This is a genomic window from Bordetella sputigena (assembly GCF_965137885.1).
Lineage (GTDB): Bacteria > Pseudomonadota > Gammaproteobacteria > Burkholderiales > Burkholderiaceae_B > Bordetella_C > Bordetella_C sputigena.
The window spans coordinates 545,218-561,321 of the sequence record NZ_CBCSCA010000003.1; the positions used below are offsets into that span (position 1 = coordinate 545,218).

Consider the following 16,104-nt stretch of genomic DNA (forward strand, 5'->3'; position numbering starts at 1 on the left):
CTATGGGAAACTTTTACGGTACGAGCTACCGTCGATTCCACCGACCTTGAAGGATTGAGAGCCGCCATGACCCAGCCGCTTCCCCTGCAGACCACCGAGGCGCCCGCCGCGGTGGGCCCGTACGCCCAGGGCGTACGCCTGAACGACCTGGTGTTCTGCTCGGGCCAGTTGCCCATCGATCCCGCGACGGGCGCCGTCCCGGACGGGGTGCAGGCCCAGACGCGGCAATCGCTGGCCAACGTCCAGGCCGTCCTGCGAGCCGGCGGCGCCTCGCTGGCCGGCGTCGTCAAGACGACGGTGTTCCTGAAAGACATGAACCAGTTCGCCGCGATGAACGAGGTCTACGCCTCGTTCTTCCCGGGCGCCGCGCCCGCGCGCTCCACGATCGAGGTCGCCCGCCTGCCGCGCGACGTACTGGTCGAGATCGAAGCCATCGCGGCGGTCTCGAAATAGGAGGAGGATCCGAAATGACGACATGGACGGGCGGCCGCCTGCTGCACATACATATCGCCCCCGCGGCTTCCTATGAAATGGAAGAACTGCGGCGCGCCGAACTCATCGCCGGCAAAGGCATCGTCGGCGATCGGTACTTTCTTGGAACCGGCACCTACTCGCCCAAGCCGGACATCCGCGAAGTGACGCTGTTCGCCGCCGAGGTACTGGATGCGCTGGCGCGCAACGATCCGCCGCTGCAGGCGGGCCCCATCATCCTCAAGCCGGAAGAACACCGCCGCAACCTGACGGTCAGCGGTGTCCCGCTGGACCATCTGGTCGGCAAGCGTTTCCGCGTGGGCAACACCATCCTGCGCGGCGGCCGCATGAACTTTCCCTGCAAGTATCTGGAGGAGCTGCTCGGCATGCCGCTCTACCTGCCGCTATACAACCGTTCCGGACTGAACTGCGCCATCGAACAAGGCGGCTGGATCGCGCCAGGCGATGCCATCGAACCGCTGGATTGAGGGAGAGCATTCATGTCGGCCCGCATCATCATGAAGCTGCAGGTGTCCGAGGTATCGCAGGACGCCTCGGGCATCAAGATCATCCGATTCGTCCATCCGCACCGTCCCACCCTGCCCGCGGCGCCGGCCGGCGCGCACGTGGACGTACATATTCCGGGCGGCAAGATTCGCCAGTATTCGCTTTGCGGCGATCCGCGGCAGACCTCGCACTACACGATCGCGGTCAAGCGCAGCGATACCGGGCGGGGCGGATCGCGCTGGCTGCACGAGCATGCCGAGCCGGGACTGGTACTGCCCGTCAGCGCGCCGCGCAGCAATTTCCCGCTGGCGGCCGAGGCCAGCCGCCATATTTTCGTGGCGGGCGGGATCGGCATCACGCCCTTCGTCTCGCTGGCCTGGCAGGCGCGCGCCCAGGGCCAGGATTTCCTGCTGCATTACTGTGCGCGGCAGCGAACGGCGGCGCCGCTGCTCGGCACGCTGCAAGGCCTGTGCGGCGCGGACGGCCTGGCCACCTGGTTCAGCGGCGACCCCGGCGGCTGCCGCTTCGATGCGAGCACACTGGGCGACCCGATAGCCGGCACCCACGTCTATTGCTGCGGACCCGCCAGCCTGATCGCGGCGGTACGCGAAGCAACGGCGCATTGGCCTGAATCCCAGGTGCACTTCGAAGTGTTCGAAGCCACCCTGGATGAGAACTTCAAGCCCGAGCCTTTCGACATCCGCATCGCCTCGACCGGCGCGACGCTGCGGGTGCCGGCAGACCAGTCGGCGCTTGACGTCCTGCGGCGGCAGGGCCATGCCTTGCCCTCTTCCTGCGAGATGGGCGTGTGCGGCGCATGCGTGTGCGGCTACACCGACGGCACGGTATTGCACCGCGATGCATTCCTGAGCGCATCCCAGCGACAGGAGAAAATGGCCTTGTGCGTGTCGCGGGCGCGCGTCGGCGTCACACTCGAACTTTGATGGGAAACATAGGCGGTAAACTCCGGTACAGGCAGTAAACATGACCTCAGGCCCATGAAACCGGTTCGTCGACCATCGTCCCGCCGCAAGGCCGTCCCGCACAACGATCTTCCCCTTGAGCAGGACACCGCCGACGCCGAAACCCCGGCGCACATCGCGCTGGGCAAACGTATCCGCGGCTTGCGCCAGCAGGCCAAGCTGACCCTGGCGGAAGTGGCCGAACGCGCCGGCTTCGGCAAGGCCTATCTGTCGCGCATCGAGAATGGCCAGAAGATGCCTCCCCTGGCCACCCTGGCCCGCATCGCGGAAGTACTCGGCGTGGAGGCCGCCGGCCTGCTGGCCGAGCACAGCCCGGTACACGACTGGCGCGGGGTCAGCCTGGTGCGCAGGAACGAAAGGCGGCCCACGGTGCTGGGCGGCACGGCCTTCGGCTACGACTATCTGTCGGTGTCCAACGCCACGCATGGCAGGGCGCTCCAGCCCTTCCTGTTCACGTTCCCCGACCAGATAGACAAGTACGTCTTCTTCGAGCACGACGGCGAAGAACTCATCCATATCCTGTCCGGCCGCGTGGAATGGCAGATCGGCATGGACAAGTTCATGCTGGAAGCCGGCGACACGCTGCATTTCGATTCGCGCATGCCGCACCGGGGCCGCAGCCTCGGGGGCCCCGCCACCGCCCTGGTGGTGATGTACGCCCCGCCTCACGGTACGGGCGAACTCGCCTAGCCCACACCCGCCCGCTATTCCCACTACGGCCGCCCCTGCGCTCCGCATGCGGCACTGCAAGATATTTTGCTGCTCTGCAACTAATCTTGCAGCTGTAAAATTACTGCAATATATTTTGCATTACCATCGCTCCACTCGCACACACGCTTGAAGGCCAGGATGCGTTTCGAAGAACTCGTCGCCGATAAAAACGACACCCTTACCAGCTCCGACCGCAAACTCGTGGATGTCCTGCTATCCGACACGACGGTAGGCAGCTTCATGCCCGCGCACAAGATCGCCGAGCGTGCCGGCGTGCATCCCTCCACGGCGGGACGGCTGGCCCGCAAGCTGGGCTTCGATTCCTATCGCGCCATGCGCGAAGCCATGGTCTTCGAACTGGATGCCTCGGCCCGCGTGCGCAAGCGCATAGCCAACGCCACCGGCAGCACCCTGCTGGAATCGGTGGTCGCCGGCGAAATCGCGGCGCTCAGCCGCCTGATGGAACAGGTCACCCAGAAGGAAATCGCCGCCGCCACCGATGCGCTGCGCCGCGCGCGCCGCGTCATTGTGATCGGCGAAAGCCACGCCGGCAGCCTGGCCGAGCTGTTCGCGCGCCGGCTCAAGCGTTCCGGCTACCACGCCGTGGGGCTGTCGCATGCCGACTGGCAGGCCGCCGACGAGCTCATCAGCCTGACGGACAAAGACCTGGTGTTCGGCATGATCTTTCGCCACGAGAGCCCCGGCGTGGCGCGCGCCTTGAAGCTGGCGCGCGAGACCGGCGCCGCCAGCGTCCTGCTGACCGATCTGACCTTGCCCGTGGAAGCCCGCCTGACCATCACGGCAAGGCGCGGCGAACCCGGCGAGTTCCAGTCGCTGACGGTCCCCATGGCCATCTGCAACACCTTGATCCTGGAGCTTGTGCGCGTCGATCGCGGCCGCTCCATGGAAGCGCTGGCCAGGCTGGAAGACCTGCGCGTCAGCTTCGAAAAAGCCGGCAGCGCCGCACGGCGCCGCTGAAAGCATCGACCATCCAACCATTTCGCGCGGGAGACAACATGATCAAACTGAACCGGTACGCCGCCAGAAGCGTACTGCTATGCCTGCCGGTCCTCGGCATGGCCACGGCCGGCGGCGGCGTCGCGCACGCGCAGTCCGCCGCCGACACGCGTCCCGCCCTGACCATCGCCGTCAACGAGCTGGCGCGTACGCTGGATCCGGCGGCCGGCAACGGCACGGTCGACGTCCGCGCCTACTACTCCATCTACGACACGCTGATCCGGCGCGACTTCGACCATCCCGAGGCCAACGGCGGGGCGAAACTGCAGCCGGGCCTGGCGACCAGCTGGGCCTGGACCACGCCCACCACCTTCGAGGTGAAGCTGCGTTCCGGCGTGGTGTGCCACGACGGCAACCCCTTCAATGCCGACGATGTGCTGGCCACTTTCTCCGCCGAACGCCTGTGGGGCCCGGACGCCTATTACGCCGAAGGTCCGGCCTACTTCGGCACCTTGAAGAAAGTCGAGAAGCTGGACGACATGACGGTGCGCTTCACCACCGCCGAACATGACGCGTCGCTGGACCAGCGGCTGTCCAGCTATATGTCCTTCGTGATCTGCGACGAAGCCTGGAACAAGTACCGCAAGGACGGCGTGCCCGCCAAGGTGTGGATGGACGAGGCCGCCAAGGCCCTGCGCTTCAATCCCGTGGGCACCGGCCCGTACAAGTTCGCCAGTTACCAGAAGAACGACCACATCGCGCTGCAGGCCTTCGATAAGTACTACGAAGGCAAGCCGGCCGCCAGGACGGTCACCTTCAAATCCGTGCCGGAAGTCGCCGCGCGCATCGCCGGCCTGGTTTCCGGCGAGTACGACATCGCCGCGGAAATCCCGCCGGACCAGTGGCAGAGCCTGTCGGCGTACAAGGACCTGACGCTGAAGACCATTGCGATGGAGAACAGCCACGTCGTCGTCTTCAACACCAACGACCCGCTGCTGTCCGACAAGAACCTGCGCCATGCGTTGAGCCTGGCCATCGACCGCAAGGCCTTGATCGAAGCGCTGTGGAAGGGCCGCACCTACGCCCCCAACGGCTACCAGCTGCCCAGCTTCGGCAAGCTGTACGACAAGAACCGCGTGGGCTACCAGTACGACCCCGAGCAGGCGAAGAAGCTGCTGAAGCAAAGTCGCTACAAGGGCCAGGAGATTTCCTATCGCCTGATTCCCAACTACTACCTGTACAACGTCGAAGCCGCGCAGATCATGCAGGAGATGTGGCGGGCGGTGGGCATCAACGTGCGCATCGATTTCGTCGACAGCTTCAAGGACGTACGCAAGCCGGGCATCCAGATGTACGCGTGGTCGAACACCTATCGCATTCCGGATCCCACCGGATCGCTGCTGATCCTGTGGGGCGCCAATTCCGAGGTGCAGAAATCGTCCAAGGTCTACACGCCGAATCCGGAGTTCAACACGCTGTCGCAGACGCTGTATACGCAGGCCGATCCGGCGCAGCGGCGCGCCACCTATCAAAAAGTCCTCGACATCTTCGAGGACGATATGCCGATGACCATGCTGTACAACCCGGCCACCGGCTACGCCATGAAGAAGAACGTGCAGTGGCAGCCGTACTCGCAGTACTACATGGACTTCCGTCCCGACAACTTCTCGTACGGGTCCAAGTAATTGGCCGCCATTCTATCCGTGCAGGATCTGCGCGTCGGCTTCCGCACCACGACGGGCTACGCCGACGTCCTGCATGACGTCAGCTTCGACGTCGGCCAGGGCCGTACGCTATGCATCGTCGGCGAAAGCGGCAGCGGCAAGAGCATTACCTGCCAGGCCATATTGGGCCTGCTGGCCCGCAACGGCCGCCGCACCGCCGGACGCATCCTGTTCCAGGGCCGCGATCTGGCGGAGCTGTCCGAACGGGAACTGCAACGGGTGCGCGGCGGCGGCATCGGCATGGTGTTCCAGGATCCGTTGGGCTCGCTGAATCCGGTGCATACGATAGGCAGGCTGCTGGACGAAACGCTGGCCCTGCATACGACGCTGGATCGTGCCCGGCGCGCGGCCCGCGCCGTCGAACTGCTGCGCATGGTCGGCATTCCGGAACCCCGGCAGCGCCTGGCTTCCTACGTGCACCAGTTCTCCGGCGGGATGGCGCAACGGGTCATGATCGCCATGGCGCTGGCCTGCGGCCCCAGGCTGCTGATCGCCGACGAACCCACCACGGCGCTGGACGTCACCATCCAGGCGCAGATCCTGGAGCTTTTGAACCGCCTGAAAGCCGAACTGGGCATGGCCATGCTCTTCATTACCCACGACCTCGGCGTGGTGGCCGAGATGGCCGACGACGTCCTGGTGATGCGTCACGGGCGCGTGGTCGAGACCGCGCCGGCGGCGCGCCTGTTCAGCGATCCGCGCGCGAACTATACGCGCGAACTGCTGGCCGCCATGCCGCGCCTGGATACACGGGCTCCTGTCTACCAATGGCGAAAGGAATGGGCATGACGGCGCGCGCACCTTTGCTCGAAGTCAGCGAACTGCGCCGCTATTTCGGCGCGTCGCGATCGCTCCTGAGCAGCGACAAACAGGGCATACGGGCCGTGGAGGACGTGTCCTTCCATGTCCGCACCGGCGAAACGCTGGGCCTGGTCGGCGAGAGCGGCTGCGGCAAATCCACCACCGGCCGCATGATCGTGGGCCTGGATCGCCCGACCGGCGGCGCCATCCGTTTCAAGGGCCAGGACCTGGCATCACTCAGCGACGCGCAATGGCGGGCCAAGCGGCGCGAGGTCCAGATCATTTTCCAGAACCCCCTGGCGGCGCTGGACCCGCGCCTGCCCATCGCCAGGCAGATCCGCGAGCCGCTGGACCTGCACGGCATCGGCCCGGCCTCGGAACGCGATGCCGCCGTCGATGGGCTGATGAACGCGGTATCGCTGCCCTTCGCGCTGCGCGACCGTTACCCGCACCAGATCAGCGGCGGCCAGGCCCAGCGGGTCGTCATCGCCCGGGCGCTGGCGCTCAGGCCCAGCCTGATCGTCTGCGACGAGCCGGTATCCGCGCTGGACGTATCGGTGCAGGCGACCGTGGTCGCCCTGCTGGAGAAGCTGCAGCACGATCACGGCATCGCCTATCTTTTCATCTCGCACGACCTGCGCGTGGTAAGGCGGTTGTCGCATCGCGTGGCGGTGATGTACCTGGGGCAGATCGTGGAGGAAGCGGTGACCGATGACCTCTACGAACGGCCTTTGCATCCCTACACCCGGGCATTGCTGTCGGCCATCCCCGACATATCCGCCACGCTACGGCGCGTCGCCCGCCCGGACGCCGGCGGCGGGCATGAGGACGCACCGCACGACGCCGGGCACGACACGCCGCGGGGCAGGTCCGGCGCCGCGCCGCGCATCGTCCTGCAGGGCGATCCGCCGAGTCCCGCCTATCCACCGAGCGGCTGCCGTTTCCATACCCGCTGCTTGTACGCGCAACCCCGCTGCGCGCGCGAGATGCCGCTGCTGCGGCCCCTGGGGGAGGCGCACACGGTGCGCTGCCATTTCGCGGAACAGATAAGTGCCCAGCATGCATAAACCCTTGGTCATCGCCCATCGCGGCTACTCGTCGCGCTATCCCGAGAACACCCAGTCCGCGTATCGCGGCGCCGTCGACATCGGCGCCGACATCGTCGAAAGCGACGCGCGCCTTTCCAAGGATGGCCACGTCTTCGCCTGCCACGACGCCACGCTGGCGCGCATCGCGGGCGACGCGCGCGCCGTCGCCGACATGACCGCGGACGAACTGCTCGCGGTGCCCCTGGCGGGCGGCGAACGCCTGTCCCCCCTGCCGCGCACGCTGAGCGATATTGCCCCCTTGCGCCCGGTGCTGATCGACGTGAAGACGCAGGACCTGGCCATCATCGAAGCCATCGCGCGCGACATCCGCGACCGCGGCGCCGCCGCCAGGGTCTGGATAGGCGTACGCGACGCGGCCCAGATGGCGCTGGCGCGCCGCCTGTTGCCGGAGGCGCGCATGCTGGCCTTCCTGCCCGATTACGCGCGCGCCGATGAGTTCGAGCGCGCCGGCGCGCATGCCTACCGCGTGTGGGAAGGACAGCTGGATGACCCGGCGGCGATCGACGTGCTGCGCCACAGGCCGACGTGGATCACCCTGGGCGGCAAGAACACGCCCTGCGCGGTCGGCGATACCACGCCGCGGCGGCTGGCCCGCATCCTGGCGCTGCGGCCGCGCGGCGTGCTGCTGAACGATCCCGCCCTGATGCTGGGATCCGCGGCGGCGCCGAACGCATCGGAGACGCCATGAACGGCCGCCTTTTGACTCGCAAGCTGCTGCGCGGCCTGCTGACGGTCTGGATCGTCGTCACGTTCACCTTCGTGGCGCTCAACCTGTCCGGCGACCCGCTGGAAGCGCTGGTGGGCGATCAGGCCTCGCCGGAGGTGGTGCAGCAGTACCGCCAGAAGTTCGGCCTGGATAAACCGCTCTGGCAGCAATACATTTCCTACCTGGGCAATCTGGCGCAGGGCGATTTCGGCTTGTCCTTGTCCGACCAGACGCCTGCCACGCGGCTGGTCGCCGCCGCGCTGCCCTACACGCTGCGCCTGGGGCTGACGGCGTTCGGCTTCGGACTGGTGCTGGGCCTGACGCTGGGCATCGTCGCCGCGCTGAACCGCAATCGCGCCGTGGACCGCTTCGTGATGAGCTTCGCCGTGCTCGGGTTCAGCCTGCCGAACTTTTTCCTGGGCATATTGCTGATCCTGCTGTTCTCGCTGCACCTGCGCCTGCTGCCCAGCGCCGGCGCGGACACGCCATGGCACCTGATCCTGCCGGCGCTGACCCTGGGCACCCATTTCGCGGGCGTGTTCGCGCGCTTTACGCGCTCGGCCATGCTGGAAGTCCTGAACCGGCAATACATGGTCGCCGCGCGCGCCAAGGGCGCGCCGCGCCTGCGGCGCGTGGCCTGGCACGCGCTGCCCAACGCCGCGATTCCCATCGTCACCATCGCGGGGTTGAAGCTGGGCGACCTGGTGGCGGGCTCCATCATCGTGGAAACGGTATTCGGCTGGCCGGGCGTCGGCCGCCTGCTGGTCGGCTCGGTGACGTCGCGCGACTTCGCGGTGGTCCAGGCCATATTGATCCTGACCGCGGTCACGATGGTGCTGGCCAACCTGGCGGTGGATTTCATCTACACGCTGCTGGACCCGCGCATGCGGGCCGCGCGCAAGGAGGGCTAGGAATATGCTGTCCGCACTGTCCTGGCGCCGCCACAAGGCGGCCGGCGTCCCCGCCGAGAAGCGCTATCCGGCGCTGGTGATCCTGTCGTTGGCCTTCGTGGCGCTGCTGCTGGCGCTGGCTTGCCTGGCCGATGTGCTGGCGCCCTACGACTACCGGACGCAGATGCTGCGTCTGCGTCTGGCGCCACCGGTCTTTCTTGGAGGCACCGGCGCGCATTGGCTGGGCACCGACGAGCTGGGCCGCGATTTATTCAGCCGGCTGCTGTATGCCATCCGCTTCAGCGTGCTGGTGGCGCTGGGCGGCACCGCGATCGGCGCGCTCATCGGCACGGTGCTCGGCTTCGCGGCGGCACACTTCCGCGGCATGGTCGAGGAAACCATCATGATGCTGACGGACGTCCAGGCATCGCTGCCCTTCATCCTGATCGCACTGGCCTTGATCTCCGTCTTCGGCGGCAGCTTCACGCTATTCATCGTCATCATGGGTTTCTATGGCTGGGAGGTGTTCGCCCGCCTGACGCGCGGCGTGGTGATCGCCGCCAACAACCAGGGCTATGCCACGGCCGTTAAAGCGCTGGGAGCGCCGCCGTGGCATATCTACGCCAGGCACATCCTGCCCAACATCCTGAGCGTGCTGATCGTGCAGTTCACGCTGAACTTCCCGCAGGTGATACTGCTGGAAACGTCGCTCAGCTTCCTGGGCCTGGGCATACGTCCGCCCCTGACGAGCCTGGGCCAGATGCTGGGGTCCGGCCGCGCTTTCCTGACGACGGCGTGGTGGATCGCCATCCTGCCCGGCACCATCATCTTCCTGACGACGATGTCGATCTCCATCGTCGGCGACTGGATACGCGACAGGCTGGACCCCTCGCTGCGCGACGCGAGATAGGCGGCTTGCCCGCGGCGCGCGATAACCTCGGGATACCCGGCGGCCGCGTAAGCCTCGCCGGGCACGTTCAGCGAGACCAAGCATCGGATGGCGCACCGAGGAACAGCCAAGGACAGCTACAGGCTCGGCCAAAAAGATGCCCTCCGGGTGGAGGGCATGCAGGTAGCCGGCCCGTCAGGCCGGCGGCGGCACATACTCGGTTGATTTCTTCGCGGCTTCAGTCGGCTTGCGGCGCGGCCTGCAACGCCGCTTGCGCCGCGGCGGCCTTGCGCTGGCGGTTCTTGCGGACGAAGGACACGGTCTGCCAGGCCACGATGACGGCGATGACCGCAAACAGCGTGCCGCTGATGGGACGCGAAACGAAGATGCCGAAATTGCCACGGCTGAGCAGCATGGCGCGGCGGAAGTTTTCCTCCAGCATCGGGCCCAGGATGAAGCCGAGCATCAGCGGCGCCGCTTCCATGCCCAGGCGCATGAACAGATAGCCGATGAAACCGAAGACCGCGGTGATGTAAATATCGTCCAGGCTGTTATTGATGCTGAACGTTCCGACGCAGCAGAAGAACAGGATGGCGGGGAACAGCACGGTGTACGGGATCTTGAACACGGACAGCCAATAGCGCACCAGCGGCACATTCAGGATCAGCAGGAAGCAGTTGCCTATCCACATGCTGGCCACCAGCCCCCAGAACAGGTCCGGGTGGTTGGCGATCATGTTGGGCCCCGGCTGCACGCCCTTGACGATGAAGGCCGCCAGCATCAGCGCCATCACCGCGTTTTCCGGAATGCCGATGGCCATCAGCGGAATGAAGCTGGTGCGCGCCGCGGCCTCGTCGGCCGCCGCCTGTCCCGCCACGCCTTCGATGGCGCCTTGCCCGATCTCGTCGCGATACTTGCTAAAGCGCTTGTCGGCGGCGTACGCGGCGAACTGCGCGATCGTCGGTCCGCCGCCCGGCAGGATGCCCAGCACGGAACCGATGACGCTGCCGCGCAACGCGCTGGGAATGATGCGCTTGAACTCGGTCCAGTTGGGCAGCAGCTTGATCTTGCCGTTGAAGGGCGTAAGCGTGTTACGGGCGTCCAGGTTCTTGACGATCTCGGCGATGCCGAAGCAACCCAGCGCGATACTGATGAGGCCCACGCCGTCCTGCAGGAAGATCAGGTCCATGGTGTAGCGCGCCATGCCGCTGTTGACGTCGGTGCCGATGACGCCCAGCAGAATGCCTATCATCGCCATGGCCAGGCCGTTGAGCAGGCTGCCGCTGCTGACGAAGCTGACGCAGAAGAACCCCAGCAGCATCAACGCGCAGTAATCGGCGGGCCCGAACAGCATGCCGACTTCGCCCAGCGCGGGCGCCATGGTCGACAGCACGACGATGGCCACGGTGCCGCCGATGAAACTGGACAGCCCGGCCGTGAACAGCGCCAGCCCTGTCTTGCCCTTCAGGTTCATCTGGTACCCGTCTATGCACGCCACGATACTGCTGGCGTGCGGGATCTTCATGGTGATGGCGCTGACACTATCGCCGTATTGCGCGCCGTAATAAATGCCCGCCAGCATGATGAGCGCGCCGCCAGCGGGGATGGAGTAGGTGATGGGCAGCAACAGGCTGATGGTGGACAGCGGTCCCAGGCCGGGCAGCAGGCCGATCAGCGTGCCGACCGTGCAGCCCAGGGCGCAGTACATCAGGTTTTCCAGTGTCAGCGCCTGTCCGAAGCCGAACGAGAGGTTGTGCAGGATTTCGATCATAGTAGCGGCAGGTTCAAGCCCAGCAGGAATTTGAAGGCGAGCGCCACCACGATCAGGCCGGCGGATATCTTGACGTTGCGCGCCACGGAATAGGAGGTGCCGGCCAGCGTCGAGCAGAACACCAGGAACACGATGCCGAGCAGCATGTTCAGGTAGTTCGACACCAGCACGAAACCGATCAGGCTGGCCATGACGATGGCGATGTTGCGGATGCTGTAGTTCAGCGGGACCGGCTCGACGAAATACGCCCGTATCACGGTGATGATCCCCACCAGCAACAGGCAGCCGCACACCAGCAACGGAAACAGGCCGGGGCCGAAGCGCGCCAGGTTGCCCAGCGGGTAGCCCGCGGCGACGCCACCGAACACCAGCGCGAAGACGATCAGGAACAGGCCCCTGACGAAATTGCGATTGTTCAGGTTCATGGCTGGCGCCCTCCCGGCCCGGCCATGCATGTATGGAATTTCATGTGCTCTCACCTCCACCCTTGGGTTTTTTTGCGGGCGCATCGTGCGGCTTGCAGGATGCTGAACGCGATTCTGGGCGGGCTGACTTTCAGTCGGCTGTCGGTTTTGGCCGCTACGCGTATACACCTAGGGTGGAAAAGCAACAGGGAGCTGAACGAAAGCAAACTAAAAGCTGAATCTGATATGACGATCAGCTGAATGCATTCAGGCGCCGGGGTACGGCCCTTGCTGGGCATCGTCAAGGCCGATTTCGAGGCCCGACACGGAGGAAAGCCCATGACCAAGCCATCCACGCCCAACCCCGCCGCCTTGCCCACCGCAAGGGAAGGCGCGCACGAAAAGGCGCCCGACGAACAGATTCGCAGCCGCAGCGCGGATCCCGGCCAAAGCAGCTACGGCGGTTTCAAAGGCGAGGACCCGCGGCGGCAGGCCGAGGACCTGGCCAGGGATGACGGTCCGGACCGCCCGTCGAAGACGGCGAAGTAGCGCCACACCGACGGTGCGGCGCGGGGCGGCACGGAGCTGCCCATCCTATGCCGCGCCACATCAAGTTTCGCATGCACATGCCGTTATACAGGCGCGGCACCGCCGCGCTTGCGCACATGACGCGCAATATCCCTGCACTATGCGCCCACCCGGCGCTGCGAGACTCTCCATGACGCGCGGACTAACCCTGCGGATAAGCACCCGAATCGGCATCGTCCTCGGCATCTTTTCCCTCATTCTGGTGGCGATCAGCATGGCTGCGCTGTACGCCACTTCCCACGCCAATAGCGTGATCCACGAAATCTACAACGACGACATGGCGGGTGCCGGCGACATCGCCCTCATCCAGCTTGGCGTGTCGCGCCAGCGTCTGGCGCTGGACCGCGCTGTGCTGGCGGTCGGCACGCCCGAAGCGACCGAGCGCTTGTCCACGCTGGGCACGCGGCAGAAGCAGATGGATGAAGCCTGGAAGCACTTCCAGTCGCTGCCCCGCGACGCGCAGGAAGAGAAGCTGACCAACGAGTTCGGCGCAGCCACGGGCGCCCTCAGGCAAGCTGTCGAAGGCCTGGCCGCGGCGGTACGCGCGGGCGAACAAGCACGCCTGCTGGAGCTGATGCGCGACCTGACCCAGCGCTACGAAGTGATGTCCGTCAAGGCCGAGGCGCTGAAGAAATATCAGAGCGAGTATGCGGCGCAACGCTACGCCCGTTCGGACCGCACTTACTCCATGTTCATGATGGCGGCGTTCGGCGCGGCGGCTTTCGCCATTCTGGTTGCAATATGGTCCTATATCGCCCTGCGCCGCGCCATCGTGCGGCCGATCGACAGCGTGCTGGCGCACCTGGGCTACATCGCGGCCGGCGATCTGGGCCAGCGCATTCCGCGCCATGCGAACGACGAACTGGGCCAGGTGCTGGAAGGCCTGGACGGCATGCGCCGGCAACTGGCCGATACGGTAGGCGAGGTGCGCGCCAGCAGCGCGTCCATCAGCGCCGCGACGCGCGACATCGCCTCCGGCCAGCTGGACTTGTCATCCCGCACGGAAGAGCAGGCTGCGTCGCTGGAACAGACCGCGGCCAGCATGGGCGAGCTGACCGGCATCGTCAAGCAGAACGCCGACAATGCCCATCTGGCCAGCACGCTGGCGGAGAAGGCGCGCGCCACCGCGCAGCAGGGCAGCGACGTCATGGGCCGCATGACAGATACCATGGGCACGATAGACCAGAGCTCGCAGCACATCGGCGACATCGTCACCCTGATCGAGACCATCTCGTTCCAGACCAATATCCTTGCCTTGAACGCGGCGGTGGAAGCCGCGCGTGCCGGCGAGGAAGGCCGCGGCTTCGCGGTGGTCGCCAGCGAAGTGCGCGCGCTGGCGCAGCGCTCCGCTACCGCGGCCAAGGAGATCAAGACCTTGATCAGTACATCGACGGAGCGCGTCCGGCTCGGCATGTCGCTGGTGGACGAAGCGGGCACGACGATGCGCGGCATCATCACCGCGGTCCAGCAGGTCAGCGACATCATGGGCGAGATCGCCGCCGCATCCGTCGAACAGAGCGGCGGCATCGAGCAGGTCAACAAGGCCGTCATGCAGATGGACGAGATGACGCAGCACAACGCCGCGCTGGTGGAGCAGAGCACGGCGGCGGCGCAATCGCTGCATGAGCAGGCCGACCGCCTGGATCGAGCGATCTCCGCCTTCAAGACCGCGCAAGTCACCGCGCCCGCCTTGTCCGCAGCGCGCCCTCTCGTGCTGGCCGCCGCCTGACGGGGCGCTAGGCCGGCGCGGGCCGTGGCACCGGCGGCACGCCCTTGAGCCGGGTCACGTAGCCTGGCAGGAAACGCCGCAGGTCGCCGTTGGGGAAGCGGATATCGACGCGCTCGCGCGTGACGGCTTCCACCACGCCGGCGCCATAGCGGCGTACCCGCACGCCGTCGCCGATGCGTAGACGCGGCCGCCTGCCATGATCGTCGGGCGGCGCGTCGCCGGCCTTCTCGACGGCTTCGGCTTCGCGCGCGAGATCGCAGCTATCGCAATGGCCGCAACGCTCCCATTCGGGGACATCGCCGAAATGCTCCAGCAGCATGCGCCAGCGGCAGCGGCCGCTGCGGGCGTACTGCACCATGGACGCCAGGATCTGCCTGTCATGCTCGGCGCGCTGTTCATACTTTTCGGCGGCGAGGGCGGCGCGTTCGCGCGCATCGCTGTGGCCGCCGTTGTCGTTGTCGCCATCGCCATGTCCGCTCAGGCGCACACGGCCTTCGTCGTCGGCCTCGACCAGCCCGGCGTCCGCCAGCAGCTTCAATCCCACCCGCAGCTTGCGCTCGCCGACCTTACCCAATAGCGCCGACAGCTCCTTTTCCGTCACCCCCGCGCCGGCGTCCTCCAGGACCCGCAGTACGCGCAGCAGCAATTCCTTGGTGGGATAACGATTCGCCAGAAAGAACTGCTGGATGCGCTTGTCCTTTTCCTCGTGTATCAGCACGCACCGGGCGGGCAGCCCATCGCGGCCGCCGCGTCCCGATTCCTGATAGTACGAATCCAGGCTGCCCGGCAACTGCGCATGCACGACCAATCGCACATCGGGCTTGTCGATGCCCATGCCGAATGCGTCCGTCGCCACCATGACCGGCGTGCCGCCGCTCATGAAGGCATCCTGTGCCTCGCGACGCGCTTTCGCGCCCAGGCGGCCGTGGTATAGCGCCGCGTCGACGTCCGCTTCGCGCAATACCCCGTGCAGTATTTCGGCTTCCTTGACGGTGGTGCTGTACACGATCGCGGGACCATCGGCCTGGCGCACCAGCTCAAGCACGGCGTCCTGCTTGCGTTCCTCGTCGCTGACCTGCCGCACCGCGTAATGCAGGTTCTCACGGTACACGCCCACCTTGACCACACAGGCCGCGGTCAGGTCCAGCGTGGCGGCGATGTCATGGATGACCTCATCCGTCGCGGTGGCGGTCATCGCCAGTACCGGCGGCGAGCCCACCGCGCGTACGGCGGCGGGTATGTCCAGGAAAGCCGGACGGAAATCGTGGCCCCATTGCGAAATGCAATGCGCCTCATCGACGACGAACAAGCGTACGGTCTGCCGCTTGAGCCAGTCCATGAAGCCGGCGTCGGCCAGGCGTTCCGGTGTCGCCAGCACGATGGGCTGCTTGCGGCTGCCGCCATTCGCGAGATAGCGCTCCTGTTCCTCGCTGGAAGTCGCGCTGTTGAAAACCGCCGCGTCCACGCCGAACTCGCGCAGCTTTTCGTCCTGGTCCTTCATCAAGGCGATGAGCGGCGAGACGACCACCGTCAGGCCCGGCTTGCACAGGGCGGGTACTTGATAGCACAGCGATTTGCCGCTGCCCGTGGGCATGACGGCGATGGTGTGGTTGCCGCGCAGGACGCTGGCGATGACTTCGGCTTGGCCGGGACGCAGATCGGCCACGCCGAAGCGATCGCGTAGTACACGGCGCGCCTGGGCGGGTAAAGCGATGGGTAGGGTTGCGGCGGGCATGGTGCGACAGGAGCAAAGCCTCGCCGAAGGCAAGCCGTGTGCCACGCGGCGCCGGCTCGGCAACAGGCGGCTCATCCTTCCGCCCTCAGGAGAAAAGGCTTGCATTCCGGCGCCAGACGCAGTGATATT

General features: G+C 66.1%; 16 protein-coding genes. 13 read left to right on the forward strand and 3 right to left on the reverse strand.

Annotated elements, in window-relative coordinates:
• Positions 1 to 66: 66 nt before the first annotated feature.
• The 11 genes from ACNA0R_RS08475 (at position 67) to ACNA0R_RS08525 (ending at position 9,769) form a co-directional block, all read left to right on the forward strand.
• The gene (locus tag ACNA0R_RS08475) at positions 67 to 453 is read left to right on the forward strand and encodes a RidA family protein (RefSeq protein ID WP_415825510.1); all 387 of its coding nucleotides are present in this window, start codon (positions 67 to 69) and stop codon (positions 451 to 453) included.
• Between the two features lie 14 nt (positions 454 to 467).
• Positions 468 to 959 (forward strand): MOSC domain-containing protein, encoded by a 492-nt coding sequence (locus ACNA0R_RS08480; protein WP_415825511.1) that lies wholly within the window; start codon positions 468 to 470, stop codon positions 957 to 959.
• A gap of 12 nt (positions 960 to 971) precedes the next feature.
• Positions 972 to 1,922, forward strand: coding sequence for a PDR/VanB family oxidoreductase (locus ACNA0R_RS08485; RefSeq protein ID WP_415825512.1), 951 nt, complete (start codon positions 972 to 974; stop codon positions 1,920 to 1,922).
• A gap of 54 nt (positions 1,923 to 1,976) precedes the next feature.
• Positions 1,977 to 2,651, forward strand: a complete 675-nt coding sequence (locus tag ACNA0R_RS08490; RefSeq protein ID WP_415825514.1) for a helix-turn-helix domain-containing protein — start codon at positions 1,977 to 1,979, stop codon at positions 2,649 to 2,651.
• A 159-nt stretch (positions 2,652 to 2,810) separates the two neighbouring features.
• The gene (locus ACNA0R_RS08495; protein ID WP_415825515.1) at positions 2,811 to 3,650 is read left to right on the forward strand and encodes a MurR/RpiR family transcriptional regulator; all 840 of its coding nucleotides are present in this window, start codon (positions 2,811 to 2,813) and stop codon (positions 3,648 to 3,650) included.
• Positions 3,651 to 3,688: 38 nt separating this feature from the next.
• On the forward strand, positions 3,689 to 5,314 hold the full coding sequence (locus tag ACNA0R_RS08500) for an ABC transporter substrate-binding protein (RefSeq protein WP_415825516.1): 1,626 nt from the start codon (positions 3,689 to 3,691) through the stop codon (positions 5,312 to 5,314).
• A complete protein-coding gene (locus tag ACNA0R_RS08505; protein ID WP_415825517.1) occupies positions 5,315 to 6,142 on the forward strand; it encodes an ATP-binding cassette domain-containing protein in 828 nt (275 codons plus the stop codon).
• On the forward strand, positions 6,133 to 7,221 hold the full coding sequence (locus ACNA0R_RS08510; RefSeq protein WP_415825518.1) for an ABC transporter ATP-binding protein: 1,089 nt from the start codon (positions 6,133 to 6,135) through the stop codon (positions 7,219 to 7,221). The genes ACNA0R_RS08505 and ACNA0R_RS08510 overlap by 10 nt, the downstream gene beginning before the upstream one ends.
• Positions 7,214 to 7,951, forward strand: coding sequence for a glycerophosphodiester phosphodiesterase (locus ACNA0R_RS08515; RefSeq protein WP_415825519.1), 738 nt, complete (start codon positions 7,214 to 7,216; stop codon positions 7,949 to 7,951). The genes ACNA0R_RS08510 and ACNA0R_RS08515 overlap by 8 nt, the downstream gene beginning before the upstream one ends.
• On the forward strand, positions 7,948 to 8,880 hold the full coding sequence (locus tag ACNA0R_RS08520; protein ID WP_415825520.1) for an ABC transporter permease: 933 nt from the start codon (positions 7,948 to 7,950) through the stop codon (positions 8,878 to 8,880). The genes ACNA0R_RS08515 and ACNA0R_RS08520 overlap by 4 nt, the downstream gene beginning before the upstream one ends.
• Positions 8,881 to 8,884: 4 nt before the next feature.
• The gene (locus ACNA0R_RS08525) at positions 8,885 to 9,769 is read left to right on the forward strand and encodes an ABC transporter permease (RefSeq protein WP_415825521.1); all 885 of its coding nucleotides are present in this window, start codon (positions 8,885 to 8,887) and stop codon (positions 9,767 to 9,769) included.
• A 217-nt stretch (positions 9,770 to 9,986) separates the two neighbouring features.
• Here ACNA0R_RS08525 and ACNA0R_RS08530 read toward each other — a convergent pair whose 3' ends face one another.
• Both ACNA0R_RS08530 and ACNA0R_RS08535 read right to left on the reverse strand, forming a co-directional pair.
• Positions 9,987 to 11,516, reverse strand: coding sequence for a tripartite tricarboxylate transporter permease (locus ACNA0R_RS08530; RefSeq protein ID WP_415825566.1), 1,530 nt, complete (start codon positions 11,514 to 11,516; stop codon positions 9,987 to 9,989).
• The gene (locus ACNA0R_RS08535; RefSeq protein WP_415825522.1) at positions 11,516 to 11,944 is read right to left on the reverse strand and encodes a tripartite tricarboxylate transporter TctB family protein; all 429 of its coding nucleotides are present in this window, start codon (positions 11,942 to 11,944) and stop codon (positions 11,516 to 11,518) included. The genes ACNA0R_RS08530 and ACNA0R_RS08535 overlap by 1 nt, the downstream gene beginning before the upstream one ends.
• 318 nt (positions 11,945 to 12,262) lie before the next feature.
• Here ACNA0R_RS08535 and ACNA0R_RS08540 point away from each other — a divergent pair, with 318 nt between their 5' ends.
• Positions 12,263 to 12,472, forward strand: a complete 210-nt coding sequence (locus ACNA0R_RS08540; RefSeq protein ID WP_415825523.1) for a hypothetical protein — start codon at positions 12,263 to 12,265, stop codon at positions 12,470 to 12,472.
• Between the two features lie 169 nt (positions 12,473 to 12,641).
• Complete coding sequence (locus ACNA0R_RS08545; protein ID WP_415825524.1) at positions 12,642 to 14,240, forward strand: methyl-accepting chemotaxis protein; 1,599 nt, start codon at positions 12,642 to 12,644, stop codon at positions 14,238 to 14,240.
• A gap of 7 nt (positions 14,241 to 14,247) precedes the next feature.
• On the opposite strand, the gene ACNA0R_RS08550 is transcribed toward ACNA0R_RS08545, so the two are convergent.
• Complete coding sequence (locus ACNA0R_RS08550) at positions 14,248 to 15,975, reverse strand: RecQ family ATP-dependent DNA helicase (protein WP_415825525.1); 1,728 nt, start codon at positions 15,973 to 15,975, stop codon at positions 14,248 to 14,250.
• Positions 15,976 to 16,104: the final 129 nt, after the last annotated feature.